Origin of the sequence: Herbaspirillum sp. VT-16-41 (assembly GCF_001994935.1) — a bacterium.
In the GTDB taxonomy this organism is placed as follows: Bacteria; Pseudomonadota; Gammaproteobacteria; order Burkholderiales; family Burkholderiaceae_D; genus Herbaspirillum; species Herbaspirillum frisingense.
This window is the reverse complement of record NZ_MUXB01000079.1, coordinates 134905-149731: the sequence shown is the minus strand read 5'-3', so window position 1 is coordinate 149731 and position 14827 is coordinate 134905. Positions and strand designations below refer to the sequence as shown.

Here is a 14827-nt window from a genome sequence, read left to right as displayed (position 1 = left end):
CCTCGCTCCCGGGCATTGTAGCCGTCCCGCGCGCATATGTTTATGCGGATATATTCGTGGCTGCCGCCGGGGTGGCCGGCACAGAATCGTCGGGTTTCCCATCATCAGGAATGCCTCCATGGAGCGCGACCGGTCGGTCTTACTTGCGTACGGCCTGAGCCTGTGCACGTGCCACGAGTCGTTCCCCTCCCCGGAGCCCCCCATGAGCCAGCCCCCAAGGCAATTGCATCTGAACGTCAATATCCTGCATTCCGGCTTCATCCCGTCGGCGTGGCGCCTGCCGCACGCCGATCCGCTGGCCTTCATCGATGCCGCGCATTACGTCAAGGTGGCGCGCATCGCCGAGGCGGCCAAATTCGATGCGGTGTTCCTGGCCGACAATGCGGCCATCATCGAGCAGATCGATTTCCGTCCCATCACGGCGCTGGAGCCTACCGTGCTGCTGGCCACGGTGGCGGCCGCGACCACCCATATCGGCGTCATCGGTACGGCCTCCAGCAGCTATAACGAGCCCTACAACATCGCACGCCGCTTCTCGACGCTGGACCATGTCAGTGGCGGCCGTGCCGGCTGGAACATCGTCACCACCGCGGATGTCGCATCGGCCCGCAATTTCGGGCTGGACAAGGTTCCCGACCATGCAGCGCGTTATGCGCGTGCAGATGAATTCACCCAGGTCGTGAAGTCGCTATGGAACAGCTGGGAAGACGAGGCGCTGGTGGCCGACAAGCTCAGCGGTCGTTTCATCGATGACAGCCGGGTGCATCCCATCGCCCATCGCGGCAGCCACTTCCAGGTGCACGGCCCGCTGAACCTGCCGCGCACGCCGCAAGGCCAGCCGGTACTGGTACAGGCCGGCGGATCGGGGGATGGCCAGGAGCTGGCCGCACGTCACGCGGAGGCGGTCTTCTCGGCGGCCCATACCGTGGAAGAATCGCTGGCCTACAGCCGCGCCATCAATACCCGCGCCGCACAGCTCGGACGCGGCCCCCATGCGGTCAAGATCCTGCCGGGGCTGGCCACCATCATCGGGGCCACCGAAGCCGAGGCCCTGCGCCGACGCGACGAACTGATCGACAACATTCCCTGGAGCTATAGCCTGAAGCGCCTGGCCGGCATCCTCGGGGTGCCGGTGGACAGCCTGGACCTGGATCGGCCACTGCCGGACAAGCTGGCCCTGCCCGGTGGCGGCAATGGCAACCACACCTTCTTCCATGCCACGCTGTCGCTGGTGAAGGGGCGGCCACACACGGTGCGCGATGTCATCCGTGCCCTGTGCGGTGGCGGCGGTCACCGGGTACTGGTCGGCACGCCCGAGCAGATTGCCGATGACATCGAACGGTGGTTCAAGGCCGGCGCCGCCGACGGTTTCAACCTGATGCCCGATGCCCTGCCGGATGGCCTGCAGCACTTCGTCGATGGTGTGGTGCCGCTGCTGCAACAACGCGGACTGTTCCGTCGCGACTACGAGGGCAAGACCCTGCGTTCCCATTTCGGACTCGTACATCCTGCCAGCACCGGTGGCCAGGCCAGGGCGGCCTGAGCCTCGGGATCAAGCACAATAGAGCAAAGGCTCGCCCCGGAACGACCGGGAGCGAGCCTTTTGCTTGATGGCAGACGGGTGGCAACAGCGGGACAATGCGCCGATCAGTTCTTGCCCAGCTTGAGACTCTTGTCGTCCTGGTCCTTGCTGCTGAAATAATCCGGCAGGGTGAAACCGTCATAGAAGCGGTCGCTGCGGATGGCCTTCTGGAAATGGTCGGAACGGTAGGCCTGGGCGATATCGCGGGCATAGGTCTCGTCCTGGCGGGTCTTCCTGACGGCCACCACGTTGATGTAGGGCGGCTTCATGTCTTCCAGGATGAAGGCCTCGGACAGCTTGAGTTTGGCGAAGATGGCGAAGTTGCCCTGGACGGCGGCGAAATCGGCGTCATCCAGCGCGCGTGGACCTTGGGCATTCTCCAGCAGTACCAGTTTCAGGCCGACCTTGTTTTCCACCACGTCCAGTTCGGTGACGTCGATCGGCTTGTTCTCGCGGATGCGGATCCAGCCCAGCCTTTGCAGTATCCACAGGGCGCGCTGCAGATTGACCGGGTCGTTGGGTACGGCGACGGTGAAGCCCTTCTTCAGGTTGTTCAGGTCCTTGTGCTTGCGCGAATACAGGCCCATGGGGGGCGTAGGCACCTGCACGATGCCCACCAGGTCGGTCTTGTTGCGCTCATTGTAGGAAGCCAGAAATACCGAGTGCTGCATCACGTTGGCATCGATGTCGCCCTTGAAGACGGCGCTGTTGGCTTCCAGTCCTGTGGAAAACTCATAGTAGCGGATCTTGTAGCCCTTCTTCTGCAGCTCGGGTTGCACGCCCAGCTTGAATTCGTCGATGTAGGGGCCGGGGACGAAGCCGATCTTCAGTTCGCGTTCGGGCGTGGCAGGGGGCGCGGCGTGGGCGCCGGCAATCACGGCAGCGCCGATGAGCAGCAGGCCGGCAAGTTGCTTGAGCATGATGGATTTCCTTCAGTGGATCGCGGAAATACCCGCCGCCAACTTGCATCACATTGGCGTGGAAATATGGCGGGTGGCGTATGTGGATGATTTCCTTGGGAGGTGAAACCGACCAAGGATTATGTGGCCGCGAACCGGTCCGAATGAACGAAGGAAAACGGATAAGAATATACAGAGCCAGTGTCCTGGCCGGAACTCATGTCGTCATCAGTTGCGAGATGTGTTCAAGGGCCCGTGAACCTGCAGCGGCTTGCTGGTGCGGATCGCCGCGATCATGTTGCGCACTGCCGGCGCGCGTTCGTGACGACGGAATACGGCTGCCACCTCGGAAACGATAGCGCTGCCCGCCAGCGGCCGATAGCAGACATTGGGCAGTTGCACCACCGAGGTCAATACCCCCGGCACCACCGCCACGCCCGCGCCCACCGATACCTCGGCCAGCACCGCCAGCAGTCCACCTGGACGACTCATGCTGCGCGGCTCGAAACCGCCGCGGCGCCAGACCTCGCGACTGCCCAGCTCCTGCTCGGGCAGGATGAAGGATTCTCCGGCCAGGGCCCGTGAACGCACGGCAGCGCCCGGGCTTGCCAGTGTGTGATCAGCGGGCAGGGCCAGGCAGAAGCGGTCGCGCAACAGGACTTGCGACTGCAGGGTGCCGCCCAGCGGCACCGGCATGCGCAGGAAGGCGATGTCGACCTTGCCCTCCTCCAGCGCGTCGGAAAGTTGCGCCATCGGCCACTCGCGGGCATGTACCGTGGCTTGCTGCCACTGACGACGGAAGGCGCTGATCTGCTGCTGCAGGATGCCGCCGAATACCGCCGATCCCACATAGCCGATTTCGACCCGGCCCAGCTCGCCGCGCCCGGCACGGCGACCCACGTCGATGGCCTGGTCGAAGCGTGCCAGTACCGCGCGTGCCTGCTCGACGAAATCACGACCGGCCGAGGTCAGCGATACGGAGCGCTTGGTGCGGGCGAACAACTGGACCTGCAGTTGGCGTTCCAGCTCCTGGATCTGCACCGACAGCGTGGGTGGCGCAATGCCCAGCAGTTCGGCAGCACGGGCGAAGTGCAGTTCTTCGGCGACGGTCAGGAAGTAACGCAGGTGTCGTAGGTCCACAGGCTTGCTCCGGTATGAGGGATGGCGGCGATGTCTTGAATTAGTTTAAAACTAATTAAGTCGTGGTTGATGATTATTGAAGTGAATTATAGAGACTGGTTCAATGAACCCTCTCCCCTCTCGCATTTCAGAAAAGGAATTCCATGATCATCAAGAACCGACTTCTCGCCCTGGCCCTCTCCAGCCTGTTGGCGGCCAATGTAGCGGCTGCCGCCACCCTGCCGACCCAGCCGGTGCTGACGCTGGCCGCTGCACAACAGGTGCTGCAGGCTGCCCAGGCCAAGGCGCAGGCGGAAAACTGGCCCTGCGTGATCTCGGTGGTGGATGCCGCCGGTCTGCCCGTGGCGCTGGTGCGCATGGACAACGCGGCCGTACCGGCCGGAGTCGAGATCGCGCCGGGCAAGGCGCGTACTGCAGCACTGTTTCGCCGTCCCAGCGGCGCACTGGAAGATGCGATCAACGGCAACCGCCCGGCGGCCGCCACGGCACGCGGCTTTGTCCTGATGCGCGGCGGCCTGCCGTTGGTGGCCGACGGTCAGGTGGTGGGGGCCATCGGCGTGTCGGCCGACACCCCGCAGCATGATGAAGACATCGCCAAGGCCGGCGTGGCGGCGTTGAAGTAAGACCCTCTTGCCCTCCTGCCCGCGCCGCCATGCGTTCGCCCTTCTCCTCCACCGCTGGCCGCATCCTGCTGACCGGTTCGCTGGGATGTGCCATGACGGTGCTGGACACCAACGTGGTCGGGATCATCCTGCCCACGTTGGCGCGTGAGCTGCAGGCGTCCTTCAGCGAGGTGGAATGGGTGGTCAGCAGCTATGTGCTGTGCTTTGCCGCGCTGCTGCTGCCGGCCGGTGCCCTGGCAGACCGCTATGGCCGCAAGCGGGTACTGCGGGGCGGGCTGGCGCTGTTCGCGCTGGCCTCACTGCTTTGTGCCTTGGCTCCCACGGCACAGGCCCTGTATGCGGCCCGCGCGCTGCAAGGGGTGGGTGCGGCCTTTTTGCTGGCGCCTTCGCTGGCGGTGATCGGCCATGCCTTCCATGACGAGAGCGAGCGCGCTCGCGCCTGGGCAGTGTGGGGCGTCATCATGGGCCTGACCATGGTGCTGGCGCCGCTGATCGGCGCCGTCATCAATACCCTGCTGGGCTGGCGCTGGGCGTTCGGGATCAACCTGCCGGTCTGCCTGTTGCTGGGCATGGCGGTAGGACGGCAGGTACCGGAGTCACGCAATCCGCTGCCGCGTCCGCTGGATCCGCTGGGCATCCTGTCTTTCTCCAGCGCGGTCTTCCTCCTGACCTGGGCCCTGATCACGGGTCCGGAACAGGGGTGGACCAGCGTTGTTTGCGTCGCCCGCGGTCTGGGCGGCGCATTTTTATTCCTGCTCTTCATCGCCTGGGAGCGCCGCTGCGCCCATCCGATGCTGGAGCTGTCACTGTTCCGCCATGCCGGTTTCGTGGCGGCAGTGGCGGCCATGTTCGCCTATGCGGCCTCGGCCCAGGTGATGGCGTCGCTGCTGCCGCTGTTCCTGCAAAACGCACGCGGCCTGAACGCGCTGCAGACCGGCCTGGGCATGCTGCCCTTCGCGCTGGCGATGCTGCTGTTGCCGCAGCTGGGTCGACGACTGGGTCACTACCTGTCCTCGGCGCAGGTGCTGGCGCTGGGACTGGGCGTGACGGCGCTGGGCAACCTGCTGATGATGTGGGCGGCCGGATCGGGATCGCAGATGCTGGTGATCCTCGGCATGGCAGTGCTGGGCAGTGGCGGTGGCCTGCTCAATGGCGAAACGCAAAAGGCCATCATGGGCAATGTGCCACGCGAGCGCGCGGGCATGGCCTCGGGCATCAGTACCACCTCGCGTTTCACGGGTGTGCTGGCCGGCTTTGCGGGCCTGGGTGCAGTACTGGCCGAGGCAGCGCGTGGCCGCATGCTGACGGGGATGGCGGGCATGCAAGAGGCGCCCGGACACGCGGCCCAGTTCGTGGCGCGGGCGATGGCCGGCGACATGGTGCAGGCAGCGCAGGGCTATGGCGAACGGCAGGCGGCGGTGCTGGCCTTGGCGCGAAATGCCTATGCCCAGGGCTTTGCGCATGCCTTTGCTGCGGCCGCGCTGCTGGCGCTGATGGCAGCGGCCATCGTACTGTGGTCGATCAGGAAGGCGGCTGTGACAGCAGTCGTGCCGCCAGATGCGGCAACACCGACTCGGCATCCTCCTGCAGCTTGAAGGCCAGCAGTTCGTCGGCACGGGTACGACCGCGATTGATGGCCGCCACCGGCTTGCCTGCGGCGGCCGCCATGCGCGCAAAGCGGAAACCCGACAACACCATCAGCGAAGAACCCACTACCAGCATGGCATCGCAGTCACGGGTGAGTGCTTCGGCCTGGGCGCTGCGTGTAGCCGGCACGCCATCGCCGAAGAACACCACGTCCGGTTGCAGCATGCCGCCACAGACAGTACAGGCGGGAACGTGGAAGGCGGCGTCGGCATCGGGCTCCAGCTGGGCATCGCCATCGGGCAGGACTTCTGCCTGCAGCTGGGCAAAGGCGGGGTTGCTGCGTTCCAGCTGCACCTGGATTTCGGCACGACCATAGGGCGTGCCACAGGCCAGACAGCGCACCGCATGGATGCTGCCGTGCAGTTCCAGCACATCGCGGCTGCCGGCCTGCTGATGCAGGCCATCGACGTTCTGGGTCAGGATTGCGCCCAGGTGGCCGGCTGCCTGCAACTGCGCCAGTGCCTGGTGGGCCGCATTGGGCAGGGCCTGGGCCAGGCGTGGCCAGCCGAGCATGCTGCGAGCCCAGTAGCGCTTGCGGGCGGCTTCGGACTGGCGGAATTCGCTGCCCTGGATGGGTAGGCGGCCACGTCGCACGCCTGCGTCATCGCGATAATCGGGAATGCCGGATGCAGTGCTGATACCGGCGCCGGTCAGTACCAATACCTTGCGATGGGAGAGCAGAAACTGCGCCAGCGCCGACAAGGTATCGGCGTGGGGCGATGGTGCGGCTCGGGGTTCGCCACGGGTAGCGACGTCAGCAGTGGCGGTCGCGGTGACGGTAACGGTAACGGTAACGGTGGGCGCCCCGTCCTCGGGCAGGCTCAGACTCTGGCTCATGGGAAACTCGCTGGACAATGACAACCGGCAGCGTACGCGAAATCGGTCCGGCGCGTCGGCCGCCGGGGCATTTCCAATTCCCGATCAGGCGCGACGTGGCACCTCATGGGGCGGCACCGCCTGCGCCAGCTCACCCAGGGCGCTGAGCAGCGCCGGTCGGCCGAACAGATAGCCCTGCCCTTCCTGGCAGCCCTCCTGCTCAAGGATGGCGCGCTGGGCTTCGGTTTCCACGCCTTCGGCCAGCACCGCCACATCCAGACTATGGCCCAGCGCCAGGATGGCACGCACAAAGGCCTTGGCCTGTTGGCTGGTTTCCAGCTCGCTGATGAAGCTGCGGTCCAGCTTGATCTTGTCGAAGGGGAAGGAACGCAGGGTCTCCAGCGAGGAATAGCCGCTGCCGAAATCGTCCATGGCGATGGTCACGCCCATGGCCTTGAGCTGCTGCAGCAGGTAGAGGGCGCGTTCGCGGTCGGCGATGATGGCGGTTTCGGTGACTTCCAGCTCCAGCCGCTGCGCTGGCAGGCCGCTGGCGGCCAGCACCGAGCGTACCTTTTCCACCAGGCCGGCATTGGACAATTGCAGGGCCGACAGGTTGACGGCGATGCGCGGCTGCAGATTCCATTGCGCCGCCTCGCGACAGGCGCGCTCCAGCACCCAGTCGCCGATGGCACCGATGGCGCCGCACTCTTCGGCCACCGGGATGAATACGGCCGGCGGGATCAGTCCCTGTACCGGATGCTGCCAGCGCAGGAGAACCTCATAGCCGGTGATCTCGTCGCAGCTGACGGCGCGTTGTATCTGGTAGTTCAGGAAGAACTCCCCGCGTTCCAGTGCAGTCCAGATATCGCGTGCCATGGCACGACGGGCGCGCGAAGCCTCGTCCATGCTGGCTTCGTAGAAGCAGATCTTTTCATCCATGCTCTTCTTGGCGCGATACATGGCGAGATCGGCATTGTTGAGCAATTGCCCGCGGTCACCCGCGTCGCCGGGAAACATCGCCACCCCCAGGCTGGCGCCGGGGACGATGTCGGTCTGCGCCAGGTGCAGCATGGAGGTCAGGGCGCGCTGCAGACGGCTGATGAAGTCCGCCAGATGGCGCTGCTGACGGAATACCTTGAAGGCGACGAATTCGTCACCGCCGAAGCGCGCCACGGTCTCGCCCTCGCCCACGGTGTTCTTGAGACGCTTCCCCAGTTCGGAGAGCAGCTGGTCGCCCACGCCATGACCGAAGGCATCGTTGATTTCCTTGAAACCATCCAGGTCGATGCTGACCACGGCCACTTGTTGCTGGCCGGCATGCAGGGTGGACATGGCTTCGTCCAGGCGTTCCAGGAAATGGACACGGTTGGGCAGGCCGGTCATGGCATCGTGCCGGGCCATGAAGAGGATTTTTTCGTTGGTTTCCAGTTGCTCGGTGCGGTCGCGGGTGATCTTGGCGAACCCCAGCAGGCGTCCATTTTCTTGGTAGATCGGATCGATCACCACGTGCGCCCAGAAACGTGAACCATCCTTGCGCACGCGCCAGCCCTCGTCCTCGAACTTGCCCTCGCGCAGGGCCAGGGCCAGGTTGGTGGCGGGCAGGCCAGCGAGACGATCCGGCTCTTCATAGAAGACCGAATAATGCTGGCCGATGATTTCGTCGGCGGTATAGCCCTTGAAGCGCTGGGCACCAGCATTCCAGCTGGCGACCACACCATCCGGACGCAGCATGTAGATGGCGTAGTCCTTGATCCGCTGCACCAGCAGCCGATAGGCGTTTTCCGAACCGAATTCGGTCAAGTCATTCTGCTGGCTCATCGCCCTTGCCCCCACTCCCCGATTTGCATGCCGTCCTGCCGGATCACCCTCATGGGCCGCAGGCGGCGGGCTGTTCAAGCCGTCATTGTACGCTGGCCCATTACCAGCACCGTGGTGCTAGCGCTACGCATGCTGGCGGGGATCAAGACGGAAGGTCGACACCAGGCTGGCCAGCGCAGCGGCCTGTTCCATCATCGAATTGGCGGCGGCGGCGGCCTCCTCGACCAGCGCCGAGTTCTGCTGCGTGGCCTCGTCCATGTGGGTGATGGCCAGGTTGACCTGGGTGATGCCGTGACTCTGTTCCTGGCTGGCATGCGAGATCTCGGCGACCACATCGGTCACCCGCCTCACGCTGTTGACCACGTTTTCCATCGTCACGCCAGCCTGCTGGACCAGGTTGCTGCCCTGGCCGATCTGCCCCACCGAGTCATTGATGAGTTCGGTGATTTCCTTGGCAGCGGTGGCGCTGCGTTGCGCCAGGTTGCGCACCTCCGACGCCACGACTGCGAAGCCGCGGCCCTGTTCACCGGCCCGGGCCGCTTCCACTGCCGCGTTCAAGGCCAGGATATTGGTCTGGAACGCGATACCGTCAATGACGCTGATGATGTCGACGATCTTGCGCGAGGAGGCATTGATACCTTCCATGGTACTCACCACCTGGCCCACGGCGACGCCGCCCTGGCTGGCCACTTCCGAGGCCGATACCGCAAGCTGGCTTGCCTGCCTGGCGTTGTCGGCGTTCTGTTTTACGGTGGACATCAGTTCTTCCATGGCGGAGGCGGTCTGCTCCAGGGCACCGGCCTGTTGCTCCGTGCGGGAAGACAGGTCCAGGTTACCGGTGGCAATCTCGGAGGAAGCCTGTTCGATGGTCTGGGTGCCTTCACGCACCTTGCCGACAATGGCGACCAGACTGTCTCGCATCTTCTTGATGGCCAGCAGCAGACTGGCGTTATCGCCGGGCCGCGTCACCACTTCAGAGGTCAGATCACCGGCAGCGATCTGCTGGGCGATGTCGGCAGCATAGGCGGGTTCACCGCCAAGTTGCTTGAGCAGGCTGCGGGTGATCAGTACGGCCACGATGATCGAGATGAACGTCACCAGCAAGGTGAGCGCGGCGACCACCATGGAACCGTGGGTCGCCATTTCCAGCGTGGAGTGATGCGCGCGGTCGTTTTCGGCGTCCACTTCCGCAATGACCTTGTTGATGTCCTGCACGATCTGGCGCCGCAGGGGACTGCATTCATTGACCAGGAAGTCACGGAACTCCTCGTTCTTCCCGCTTTCGCGATAGATGCGTGGACGCTTGAGTTCCTCGGCCATCTGCAGCAGCCCGGTCCGCACCTTGTCGAAGCCCTTGTTGCCGGCCATTTCCGGTTCGAGTTCGGCCAGGGCCTTGAGATAGATATTCTTCTGTTCATCGACGATGGCCAGTTCCTTGGCGGCATCGGCGTCGCTACGGAATACATAGGCATTGCGCGCCGCAAGGCCGGTCTGGTCCAGCGCCTCGCGCACCAGATAGAGCGGCACCAGGTGCCGGTCCTGGACGGCATCTGCGGCCTTGATGGAGGTCGTCAGTGACTGGATGCTGACCAGTGCAACGGCAGCCAGGATCATCGTCAGCACCAGCAGGACGGCAAACCCCAGCGATAACTTGGTCCCGATTTTCATATTCTTGAACACACTCATTGTTCCCCCTCGGATGTGATTGTTGGACATCGACCAATCCAGAGTGAATCAATCCATGCAGTGACTCACTATAGACAAAGGCGGGGTCGGGGGATCTAGGGCATTTCCCGATACGGATGAACTCCAGGACGGCGGGCAACAAAAAGGCGCCGGTGTTGCCACTGGCGCCTCTCCGATATCAGGTTCCGGTCTGACACGACCCTATCGATGTTCCGGTTGCTTTACTTGTTGTTTTTTCAATCTGCTGTGTCCTCCCGGCCAAGCATTCAGAGCTTTTCAGTCTCCCCGCTCTTGGGCTGCCACTTCATGAGCCGCTTCTCGATCACGCCCACGGCCAGGTCCAGCACCAGCGCGAAGACGGTCAGCACGACGATGCCGGCAAAGACGGTGTTGATGTCGAAGGTCCCTTCGGCCTGCAGGATCAGGTAACCGACGCCGCGCGCCGAGCCCAGGTACTCCCCCACCACCGCGCCGACGAAGGCCAGGCCGATGGAGGTGTGCAGGCTGGAGAACACCCACGAGGTGGCCGAGGGCAGGTAGACCGTACGCAGCAGCTGGCGCGCGTTGGCGCCCAGCATGCGGGCATTGGCCAACACCACCGGGCTGACTTCCTTGACGCCCTGGTAGACGTTGAAGAAGACAATGAAGAACACCAGCGTGACCGCCAGGGCCACCTTGGACCAGATGCCCAGGCCGAACCACATGGCGAAGATCGGGGCCAGGATCACGCGGGGCATGGAATTGGCGGCCTTCACGTAGGGATCGAGAATGGCCGAGGCGGTCGGCGACAGCGCCAGCCACAGGCCGATGCCCAGGCCGAAGACGGTGCCGATGACGAAGGCCAGCACGGTCTCGGTCAGCGTGATGAGCAGGTGTGAATAGATCTCGGCGGGGAAAGTGAGGGTGAAGAAGGTGGTATCGCCTAGGCCCACTTCCAGCGAGCCGCTACCCACCGTGAACCACTCCCAGATGCGCTGCGCCACCTTCAGCGGTTCGCCGAAGAAGAAGGCGGTCTGCGGATTGCGGGTGGCCACATGCCACACCAGCAGGACGATGGCCAATACCATCAGTTGCCAGAAGCGGATGTTCTTGTGATTCGGTTTCAGTAATTTCCACATGGTGCTGATTCTCTTCCCTGATCTTTTCCGGTACGGCTTACGCTGCGCGCTTTTGTTGTTGATAGCCCTTGAGCACTTCGTCGCGCAGCACGTCCCAGATCTGCTGGTGCAGTTCGACGAAGCGGGGATGCATGCGGATTTCGGCGACATCACGCGGGCGCGGCAGGTCGATCCTGAATTCGCCGATGGGGTGGGTGCCAGGGCCCGCGGCCAGCACGATCACGCGGTCGGACATGGCGATGGCTTCGTCGAGGTCGTGGGTGATGAAGAGCACGGCCTTCTTCTTGGCGTTCCACAGGTCCAGCACCTCGTTTTCCATCAACTGGCGGGTCTGGATATCGAGGGCCGAGAAGGGTTCGTCCATGAGGATGATGTCGGGGTCCAGGATCAGGGTCTGCGCCAGGGCCACGCGCTTGCGCATGCCGCCGGAGAGCTGGTGCGGGTAACGGTCGCCGAAGCCTTGCAGACCCACGCGGGCCAGCCATTGCTCGCCCAGTTCGGCAGCGGCCTTCTCGTCCTGGCCGCGATACTGCAGGCCGGCGATCACGTTCTGCAGCGCGCTGCGCCAGGGCATCAGCGCCTCGGCCTGGAACATGTAACCGGCGCGGCGATTGATGCCGGTGAGCTCTTCGCCGAATACCTTGACGCTGCCCGAGGAGGGTTGCAGCAGGCCGGCACCGACGTTGAGCAGGGTGGACTTGCCACAGCCGGTGGGGCCGACCACGGACACGAATTCGCCCGGTGCGATGGACAGGTCGGTATTGGCCACGGCGGTGTAGCGCTGGGAACGATCGTCCTTGGAGACGAAGGTGCAGGTGATGTTGTCGAACTGGAGGGCTGGCGTCATGGCGTCTGGGCTTCAGGGATTCAGGACTTCACTGCGTTACGGGCCGGCACGGCCGCGCTGGGTGATACACAGGCAAGCGCCCCGTTCAGATGCGCAAATGCCCGTTGCCGGGCATTTGCTGTGCATTCGCATCGGGTGGGAGCCTTGCTTCTTACTTGTACTTGGCGTTGGCCTTCTGCACGAAGGAATTGGTGAAGGTCTTGGAGAGGTCAATCTGTTTGTCGGCCAGCGAGGGCTCGAAGGCCTTGAGCGTGCGCAGGGCGGTATCGGGGCCACCTGGCGGGAAGTAGCCATCCGGCGAAATGGCCTGGCGCACCTTCATGAAGGCATCGATGTAGAGCGAACGGTCGCCCAGCAGGTAGCTCTCCGGCACGGCCTTGATGATGTCCGAGGGGCCGGCCTTCTGGATCCACTTCAGCGCGCGCACCATGGCGTTGGTCAGGGCTTGCGTGGTGTTGGGATACTTCTGGACGAAGGCCGCCGGAGCGTACAGGGTGGCGGCCGGCATCGGGCCACCGAAGACGTCGTTGGTGTCCTTCAGGGTGCGGGTGTCGGCGATGGTCTTGATCTCGTTGTGCTGTTCCAGCATGGAGATCACCGGGTCCAGGTTGGCGATGGCATCGATCTGGCCGGAGCGGATGGCCGAGATCGCACCGGCCGAGGCACCCACGCCGATGAAGGAGACGTCGGTGGGCTTCAGGCCGGCCTTGGCCAGCACATAGCTGGCCATGATGCTGGTGGATGAACCGGGTGCGGTCACGCCGATCTTCTTGCCCTTGAGGTCGGCCACGCTCTTGTAGTTGGGCATGGTCTTGTTGTTGGCGGCCAGCACGATCTGCGGCGCACGGCCTTGCAGCACGAAGGCGACGATGGCCTGGCCCTTGGCCTGCATGTTGATGGTGTGCTCGTAGGCGCCCGAGACCACGTCGGCGCTGCCGCCCACCATCGCCTGCAAGGCCTTGGCACCGCCGGCGAAGTCGGAAATCTCGACCTGCAGGCCTTCATCCTTGAAATAACCGAGCTGTTCGGCCACCGTCAGCGGGAGGTAATAGAACAGGTTCTTGCCACCGACGGCGATGGACACCTTGGGCTTTTCCAGTGCCTGTGCACCGGCACTGCCGTTGAAGGAAAAGTAGCCGGCCAGGAACAGGCCTGCGGCGATCAGCAATTGCTTCCAGCTCAATTTCATTATGTCTCCTCCGTGTGTGGATGGGGGTGCTGCGTTTTTGCTGCTTTATTGTCTGCAGCCAGTGCAGTGTTGGTCCGCAATCCCGTGCAGATTGCGCTACCGTTGCGTGCCGCTCAGACCACGCCGTGGTCGCGCAGCATCTTGATGTGGGCCTCATCATACCCCAGCGATTGCAGGATTTCATCGCTGTGGGCGCCCAGCTCGGGACCGAGCCACTTGGTCTGGCCGGGTGTCTCGGACATCTTGGGCGTGATGCCGGGCAGCTTGACCGGCGTGCCGTCGGCAAACTGGTGCTGCTCGAACATGTCACGCGCCAGGAACTGGGCGTCGCTCATCATGTCCTTGACCGAGTAGATCTTGCCGACCGGGACGTCGGCCCCCTGCAGCGTGGTCAGGGCATTGTCGATGGTCTGCGTGCTGCACCACTGCTGGATGGCCGCGTCGATCTCGGCGGTACGCGGGACGCGCCCGTCGTTGCGTGCCAGACCGGGGTCGCTGGCCATGTCTTCGCGACCGATGGCACTCATCAGGCGCTTGAAGATGGCGTCGCCATTGCCGGCGATGACGATGTTCATGCCGTCGCCCGTGGTGTAAGTGTTGGAGGGCACGATGCCGGGCAGCGCACCTCCGGTGCGCTCGCGGACCACGCCGGCAAAGTCGAACTCGGGGACCATCGATTCCATCATGTTGAAGACGGCCTCATACAAAGCCACATCCACCATCTGACCCTGGCCGGCGACGCAGTCGTCGCCCTGCTTGCCGTTCCAGCGGCCGCCTGTGACGTCGCGGTGGCGCAGCGCCATCATGGCGCCGATGACGCCGTGCAGGGCAGCGATGGAGTCGCCGATGGAAATGCCGATGCGCACCGGTGGACGATCCGGGTGGCCGGAAACGTAGCGGATACCGCCCATCGATTCGCCGATGGCGCCGAAGCCCGGCAGGTCGCGCAAGGGGCCGGTCTGGCCGTAGCCGGACAGGCGCACCATGATGGTGGCTGGGTTGATCTGCCTGAGGTCTTCATAGCCGAGCTTCCACTTTTCCAGCACGCCGGGACGGTAGTTCTCGATGATGACGTCGGCCTCCAGGGCGAGCTTGCGGGCGATTTCCTGGGCGCGCTCGTCCTTCATGTTGAGGGTGATGCTCTTCTTGTTGCGGGCCTGGACCGACCACCACAGCGAGGTGCCATCCTTGAGCACGCGCCATTGGCGCAGCGGGTCGCCGTTGCCGGGGGCTTCGACCTTGATCACATCGGCGCCGAATTCGGCCAGCATGCGCGAGCAGAACGGGCCTGCAATCAGCGTACCGAGTTCCAGTACCTTGATGCCGGCCAGCGGGCCGGGCTTGGATGTGCCTGTGCTCATCGTGCTTGCACCGGATGGCTGACGCGCTGCGGCGCGGCCGATCCGGTGATCTCCTCCTGATCGTGATGCCGGACCTGGCTCTTGTCGGGTAGTGGCCAGTG

Annotated in this window: 12 protein-coding genes; 3 read left to right on the top strand and 9 right to left on the bottom strand. The window is 64.0% G+C overall.

Annotated features, from left to right (window positions below; genetic code table 11):
* The first annotated feature begins 202 nt into the window (after nt 1–202).
* On the top strand, nt 203–1543 hold the full coding sequence (locus tag BTM36_RS05620) for an LLM class flavin-dependent oxidoreductase (protein WP_077235512.1): 1341 nt from the start codon (nt 203–205) through the stop codon (nt 1541–1543).
* A 104-nt stretch (nt 1544–1647) separates the two neighbouring features.
* Here BTM36_RS05620 and BTM36_RS05615 read toward each other — a convergent pair whose 3' ends face one another.
* Nucleotides 1648–2502, bottom strand: coding sequence for a MetQ/NlpA family ABC transporter substrate-binding protein (locus BTM36_RS05615; protein WP_077235511.1), 855 nt, complete (start codon nt 2500–2502; stop codon nt 1648–1650).
* A 207-nt stretch (nt 2503–2709) separates the two neighbouring features.
* Nucleotides 2710–3621 (bottom strand): LysR substrate-binding domain-containing protein, encoded by a 912-nt coding sequence (locus BTM36_RS05610; protein WP_077235510.1) that lies wholly within the window; start codon nt 3619–3621, stop codon nt 2710–2712.
* 143 nt (nt 3622–3764) lie between these two features.
* Between BTM36_RS05610 and BTM36_RS05605 the strand changes: the two genes are divergently transcribed.
* Nucleotides 3765–4244 carry a heme-binding protein gene (locus BTM36_RS05605; protein WP_077235509.1) on the top strand — a complete coding sequence of 160 codons (480 nt, stop codon included), beginning with the start codon at nt 3765–3767 and terminating at the stop codon, nt 4242–4244.
* 29 nt (nt 4245–4273) lie between these two features.
* Nucleotides 4274–5839, top strand: coding sequence for an MFS transporter (locus BTM36_RS05600; RefSeq protein ID WP_077235508.1), 1566 nt, complete (start codon nt 4274–4276; stop codon nt 5837–5839).
* Here BTM36_RS05600 and BTM36_RS05595 read toward each other — a convergent pair.
* The 7 genes from BTM36_RS05595 to BTM36_RS05565 form a co-directional block, all read right to left on the bottom strand.
* Nucleotides 5766–6728 carry an NAD-dependent protein deacetylase gene (locus BTM36_RS05595; RefSeq protein WP_254426935.1) on the bottom strand — a complete coding sequence of 321 codons (963 nt, stop codon included), beginning with the start codon at nt 6726–6728 and terminating at the stop codon, nt 5766–5768. The two genes, BTM36_RS05600 and BTM36_RS05595, sit on opposite strands and share 74 nt — an antisense overlap.
* Before the next feature lie 84 nt (nt 6729–6812).
* On the bottom strand, nt 6813–8525 hold the full coding sequence (locus tag BTM36_RS05590) for a bifunctional diguanylate cyclase/phosphodiesterase (RefSeq protein WP_077235507.1): 1713 nt from the start codon (nt 8523–8525) through the stop codon (nt 6813–6815).
* Between the two features lie 123 nt (nt 8526–8648).
* Nucleotides 8649–10193 (bottom strand): methyl-accepting chemotaxis protein, encoded by a 1545-nt coding sequence (locus BTM36_RS05585; protein ID WP_305778099.1) that lies wholly within the window; start codon nt 10191–10193, stop codon nt 8649–8651.
* 284 nt (nt 10194–10477) lie between these two features.
* Nucleotides 10478–11329: an ABC transporter permease gene (locus BTM36_RS05580; protein ID WP_006465021.1), complete on the bottom strand. Its 852-nt coding sequence runs from the start codon at nt 11327–11329 to the stop codon at nt 10478–10480.
* 37 nt (nt 11330–11366) lie between these two features.
* A complete protein-coding gene (locus BTM36_RS05575) occupies nt 11367–12176 on the bottom strand; it encodes an ABC transporter ATP-binding protein (protein WP_006465020.1) in 810 nt (269 codons plus the stop codon).
* Nucleotides 12177–12327: 151 nt separating this feature from the next.
* Entirely contained in the window at nt 12328–13365 is a 1038-nt protein-coding gene (locus tag BTM36_RS05570) for an ABC transporter substrate-binding protein (RefSeq protein WP_006465019.1), read from the bottom strand.
* Between the two features lie 113 nt (nt 13366–13478).
* Nucleotides 13479–14726, bottom strand: a complete 1248-nt coding sequence (locus tag BTM36_RS05565; protein ID WP_077235505.1) for a CaiB/BaiF CoA-transferase family protein — start codon at nt 14724–14726, stop codon at nt 13479–13481.
* Nucleotides 14727–14827 lie beyond the last annotated feature (101 nt).